The sequence below is a fragment of the Methylobacterium sp. WL103 genome (assembly GCF_008039885.1).
In the GTDB taxonomy this organism is placed as follows: Bacteria; Pseudomonadota; Alphaproteobacteria; order Rhizobiales; family Beijerinckiaceae; genus Methylobacterium; species Methylobacterium cerastii.
Genome location: NZ_VRUX01000264.1, coordinates 1 through 5,632, shown reverse-complemented (window position 1 = coordinate 5,632; position 5,632 = coordinate 1). Strand labels below are relative to the sequence as shown.

5 protein-coding genes are annotated in these 5,632 nt (G+C 71.7%); 3 read left to right on the top strand and 2 right to left on the bottom strand.

Annotated elements, in window-relative coordinates; all coding sequences use genetic code 11:
* Positions 1-482 precede the first annotated feature (482 nt).
* A complete protein-coding gene (locus FV222_RS15770; protein ID WP_147764353.1) occupies positions 483-1,115 on the bottom strand; it encodes a helix-turn-helix transcriptional regulator in 633 nt (210 codons plus the stop codon).
* Between the two features lie 199 nt (positions 1,116-1,314).
* Between FV222_RS15770 and FV222_RS15765 the strand changes: the two genes are divergently transcribed.
* Together FV222_RS15765 and FV222_RS15760 are read left to right on the top strand one after the other, a co-directional pair.
* Positions 1,315-1,662, top strand: a complete 348-nt coding sequence (locus FV222_RS15765; protein ID WP_147750332.1) for a DUF952 domain-containing protein — start codon at positions 1,315-1,317, stop codon at positions 1,660-1,662.
* Entirely contained in the window at positions 1,659-2,750 is a 1,092-nt protein-coding gene (locus FV222_RS15760) for a quinone-dependent dihydroorotate dehydrogenase (RefSeq protein WP_147764352.1), read from the top strand. The genes FV222_RS15765 and FV222_RS15760 overlap by 4 nt, the downstream gene beginning before the upstream one ends.
* 71 nt (positions 2,751-2,821) lie before the next feature.
* On the opposite strand, the gene FV222_RS15755 is transcribed toward FV222_RS15760, so the two are convergent.
* Positions 2,822-3,103: a hypothetical protein gene (locus tag FV222_RS15755; protein WP_147764351.1), complete on the bottom strand. Its 282-nt coding sequence runs from the start codon at positions 3,101-3,103 to the stop codon at positions 2,822-2,824.
* A 161-nt stretch (positions 3,104-3,264) separates the two neighbouring features.
* On the opposite strand from FV222_RS15755, the gene FV222_RS15750 reads away from it, so the two are divergent.
* Positions 3,265-5,574, top strand: coding sequence for an FdhF/YdeP family oxidoreductase (locus tag FV222_RS15750; RefSeq protein ID WP_147764350.1), 2,310 nt, complete (start codon positions 3,265-3,267; stop codon positions 5,572-5,574).
* The last annotated feature ends 58 nt before the right edge of the window (positions 5,575-5,632 follow it).

Sequence of the window (5,632 nt, the reverse complement as noted above, 5' to 3'; positions counted from 1 at the left end):
GGCCGGGTTGGCGTGGACGATCGGCTCGTCCGGCCGGCGCGGGTCGGCGAGGAAGGCGGGCGCGGCGGCATCGAGCAGCGCGATCCAGCCGGCGTGCGGTGCCGGTTCGTTCAAGCCGTCCGCGTCGGGCTCTGCCATGCTCTCGTCCGGCCTCGCGAAGCCACGGCTCCGACCGCTCAGCGATAGCGACATCGGACCGGACGGCCAAGCCTGAAGCGGCGCCCCGGGGGTGAGGCGGTCACCGGATGGGTTCGTGTGCCGGCCTTTCACCTAGGTTGAATGAAAGAAGGCCTATCGACACGATCGCGTGATCCCGGGGCGCCGCAATCGAGCCCGGAACCCAGACCGTAGGTTGCGCTCGGTTGGGCGCCGTCGGCGCCTCTCGATCCCGGGCTCCGCTGCGCAGCCCCGGGACGACGGGGCGCGGGTGCGAGACGACGGAGCGAGGGTGGAAGCGAAACGCGAGAGCGCCCCCGACCCCCCTACTGCCGGATCCACATCACCCGGCCGATCCAGGCGATCTCGCCGACGTTCAGGGTGCGGTCGTCGTGCTCGGGGTTGAGCGAGGCGAGCTCGACGGTGCGTGCCGTGCGGCGGCGCAGCTCCTTGGCGATGACCTCGCCGGAATGCAGCCGCACCACCACGCGGTCGCCCTTGCGGACGCCGGCCGAGGGCGAGACGATCAGCACGTCGCCGTCGCGGAACAGCGGCAGCATCGACTCGCCCTGCACCTCCAGGGCGAAGGCGCGCTCCTCGCCGAGATCGGGAAACTCGATCTCCTCCCAGCCGGGGCCGCCGGTCGGCATGCCCTCGTCGGTGAACTGGCGGCCGGCGCCGGCCTGGGTCAGGCCGATCAGCGGCACGGTGGCGCGCGGCGGCCCCTCGCGGGCCTCGATCAACCTAAGGAAGTCATCGAGGCTGGCGCCGGTGGCGGCTAGGACCTTGGACACCGACTCGGTGGAGGGCCAGCGCTTGCGTCCGTCGACGCCGACGCGCTTGGACCGGTTGAAACTGGTGGCGTCGAGCCCGGAACGTCGGGCGAGGCCGGATGGGGAGAAGCCGTGCCGCTCGGCCAGACGGTCGATGGCATTCCAAATCTGCTCGTGGGACAGCATGCGGGACCAAGGCGAAGACGACCGCAGAGACGCACGGCCTAGTTGTAGGAAAGTAGAACTACGGATCGAGAAAGGCAATCGGCCGAATGGCTAATCCACGCCTCCCGGAGGCCGTTACAACCGTCGGGATGGTTGCCGGACGGTTGCCAGGGAACCGCCCGGCGCCCTATCGACGGCGCATCGAAAAGCGGGTGCGCCGATGACGTCGATCTATAAGATCTGTCCCGAGAGGCTGTGGCGCGAGGCGGAAGCCCTCGGTCGCTTCGTCGGCGCCGAGATCGACCGGGCCGACGGTTTCATCCACTTTTCCACAGCCGAGCAGGTGGCCGAGACCGCGCGGCGGCATTTTTCCGGTCGCGACGGGCTCCTGCTCGTCGCCGTCGACGCCGAAGCGCTCGGTCCGGCGCTGCGCTACGAGCCTTCGCGCGGCGGCGACTTGTTTCCGCATCTCTACGGCGACCTGCCCCTCGACGCGGTGCGCCGCGTGAGCCCGATGCCGCTCGGGCCGGACGGCGCGCACGTGCTGCCGGCGGAGATCCCGGCATGATCGGCGCCCTATTTCCGCTGCTGCGCCCGGCGCTGCACGGCCTCGACGCCGAGCACGCGCACAACCTGACCGTTCGCGCGCTCAGCCTGATGCCGCCGCGCACGCCGCCCGCCGACGATTCCCGCCTCGCGGTCGAGGCGTTCGGCCGCCGGTTCCCGAACCCGGTCGGCCTGGCGGCGGGCTTCGACAAGGGCGCGCAGGCGGCCGACGCGCTGCTTGGCTTCGGCTTCGGCTTCGTCGAAGTCGGCGGCGTGGTGCCCAAGCCCCAGCCCGGCAACCCGCGCCCGCGGGTGTTCCGGCTTCCGCGGGACCGGGCGGTGATCAACCGCTTCGGCCTCAACAGCGCCGGCCTCGACGTGGTCGCCGACCGCCTGCGCGCGCGGGCCGGGCGGCCGGGGATCGTCGGGGTCAACATCGGCGCCAACAAGGAGGCCGTCGACCGGCTCGCCGACTACGTCGCCTGCACCGGGCGGCTCGCGCCGCTCGTGGACTTCGTCACCGTCAACGTCTCGTCGCCCAACACGCCGGGCCTGCGCGACCTGCAAGGCGAGGCCTTCCTCGACGACCTGCTCGCCCGGGTGGTCGCGACCCGCGACGCGGCCGCCGCCCGGATCGGATCGGAGAAGGCCGCGATCCTTCTGAAGATCGCCCCCGACATCACCCTCGACGCCCTGGACGCGATCTGCGCCACGGCGGTTAGCCGCGGGGTGCAGGCGCTCGTCGTCTCGAACACCACGGTGGCGCGGCCGGCCTCCCTCGCCGAGACGGCGCTCGCGGGCGAGACCGGGGGCCTGTCCGGCCGGCCGCTGTTCTCGGCCTCGACGCGGATGCTGGCCGAGACCTACCTGCGCGTCGGCGACCGGCTGCCCCTGGTCGGCGTCGGCGGCGTCGACTCGGCCGAGACCGCCTGGACCAAGATCCGCGCCGGCGCGAGCCTTCTCCAGCTCTACTCGGCCCTCGTCTACGAAGGCCCCGGCCTCGTCGGCACGATCAAGCGCGGCCTGGTCGAGCGGATGCGATCGGAGGGGCTGACGAGCCTCGCCGGCGTGGTCGGGCGCGACGCGAAGGCGCTGGCGCGGGAGGCGTGACGCGCTCTTTCCTCCCCCCTCTGCAGGGAATGAAAGAGGCGCGAGGTCGGGGGCCGCGGCGGAAAGTCAGCTCACCCCCGCCGTCTCGTTCCGACGAACACCGCGCCGGCGGCGGCGGCACCGAGCAGCAGCCACTTCACCGGCAGCAAAGCGGCGTGCTCGCTCGGGAGCGGCTCGGACACGAAGCGGCCTGGGGCGATCTCGACCCCCGGCTTCCCATACGCCCGCGCGTCGGCGATCTGGTTCGCGGTGACGGCCCAGCCGGCGTCGCGGGCATGATCGTTGGCCATCATCGCGACCCCGACGGCGCATCCGGCCGCCAACGCCGCGAGAACCCGAACCCGTGCCTGCATCGCGTGTCCTTTGCCGCCCCCGGGAAACGAGAACCGTTAAAAATGCGCGCGTGCCGGACGCATGAGGGGGGTGCGTCGAGACACGATTGAGAAGCACCCGCGCGGTCTCTTATCTCGCAAGTGCGTGATCGCCACGCGCGAACCTCGATCCAGGCCTCGTCATGACCGACCCCGTCAGCACGCCCAAGCGTTCCTCGGCCGCCGGTGGCTGGGGCGCGCTGAAGAGCTGCGGCAAGCACCTCCTCGGCAGCCGCTCCCCGCTCTCGGGCGCCCGCGCCCTGCTGAAGGCGAACCAGCCGGACGGGTTCGACTGCCCCGGCTGCGCTTGGGGCGACCCGGAACACGGCTCGTCGTTCGAGTTCTGCGAGAACGGCGTGAAGGCGGTCTCGTGGGAGGCCACCGACAAGCGCACCCCGCCGAAGTTCTTCGCCCGCCACACCGTGAGCGAGCTGCGCGGCTGGAGCGACTACGCCCTCGAGGGCGAGGGCCGCCTCACCCATCCGATGCGCTACGACGCAGCCAGCGACCGCTACGTCGCGGTGTCGTGGGACGCGGCCTTCGCCGAGATCGGCGCAACGCTCCGCGGCCTCGACCACCCGGACCAGGCCGAGTTCTACACCTCCGGCCGCGCCTCGAACGAGGCGGCCTACCTCTACCAGCTGTTCGCCCGGGCCTACGGCACCAACAACTTCCCCGACTGCTCGAACATGTGCCACGAGGCCAGCGGCATCGGCCTCGCGCACGCCATCGGCGTCGGCAAGGGCACGGTGCTGCTGGAGGATTTCGAGAAGGCGGACGCGATCTTCGTCGTCGGGCAGAACCCCGGCACCAACCACCCGCGGATGCTCGCCGACCTGCGCAAGGCCGCCGAGCGCGGCGCCAAGGTGGTGGTGTTCAACCCCGTGCGCGAGCGCGGGCTGGAGCGCTTCGCCGACCCGCAGAACACCGTCGAGATGCTGCGCGGCGCGAGCCGGCCGATCGCGAGCCACTACCTGCAGCCGCGGCTCGGCGGCGACATGGCCGCCTTCCGCGGCATCGCCAAGGCGGTCTTCGCCGCCGACGACGCGGCCCTCGCCGCCGGCCGTCCCTCGGTGCTCGACCGCGCCTTCCTGGCCAGCCACACCGAAGGGCTCGCCGCCTACCGCGCGGCGGTCGACGCGACCGGCTGGGACGCGATCGAGGACCAGTCCGGCCTGTCGCGCGCCATCCTCGAAGAGGTGGCGGAGATCTACATCACCTCGTCGAAGTCGATCGCGACCTGGGCGATGGGCGTGACCCAGCACCGCCACTCGGTGGCGACGGTGCGCGAGATCGCCAACCTGATGTTCTTGCGCGGCAACATCGGCCGCCCGGGCGCCGGCCTCTGCCCGGTGCGCGGCCACTCCAACGTCCAGGGCGACCGCACGGTCGGCATCAACGAGAAGCCGCCGGTCGCCTTCCTCGACGCGCTTGAGCGCGAGTTCGGCTTCGCCGCCCCGCGCCGGCACGGCCACAACGTGCTGGCCGCCATCGGCGCGATGCTCGACGGCACGGCGAAGGCCTTCATCGGGCTGGGCGGCAACTTCGCCCGCGCCACGCCGGACACGGCCCTGGTGGCCAAGGCGCTGGCCTCCTGCGAGCTCACGGTCCACATCGCGACGAAGCTCAATCACTCGCACCTCGTGCCGGGCCGGGTCGGCTACGTGCTGCCCTGCCTCGGGCGCACCGAGATCGACCGGAACGCCGCCGGCAAGACCCAGATCGTGACCGTCGAGGATTCGATGAGCATGGTCCACGGCTCGGGCGGCATCAACAAGCCGGCCTCGAAGGAGCTGCGCTCGGAGATCGCGATCATCGCGGGCATGGCGGCGGCCACCGTCGGCTCAGACCGGATCGACTGGGCGGCGATGGCCGAGGATTACGACCGCATCCGCGACCGGATCGAGCGCACGGTACCGGGGTTTGCCGGCTACAACGTCCGAGTCCGGCGCCCGCGCGGCTTCATGCTGCGCAACCTCGCCGCCGAGCGCGTGTTCGAGACCGCCACCGGCCGCGCGAACTTCTCGGCGGACGCGCTGCCCGCGGCCACCGAGCACCAAGTCGCAGCGGGGGCCGACAACACCTTCGTGCTGCAGACCTTCCGCAGCCACGACCAGTACAACACCACGATCTACGGCCTCGACGACCGCTACCGCGGCGTCTACGGCGAGCGCCGGGTGATCTTCTGCCACCCCGACGACCTCGTCACCCTGCGCCAAAGCTTCGGTGAGCGGGTCGACGTGGTCGGCCTGCACGCGGACGGCACGTCGCGCATCGCCGAGGATTTCCGCCTGGTGCCGTTCGACATGCCGCGCGGGAGCCTGGCCGGCTACTACCCCGAGCTCAACGTGCTGGTGCCGCTCTCGACCTTCGGCGCCGAGAGCGACACGCCGACCTCGAAGTCGGTTCTGGTCACCGTGTGCCCGCGGACGGTGGCGGCCGCGGCGGCTTGAGCACGGCCGACGACGCGAGCGCGGCCGACGAGACGGCGTTCCTCACGCTGGTCGAGGC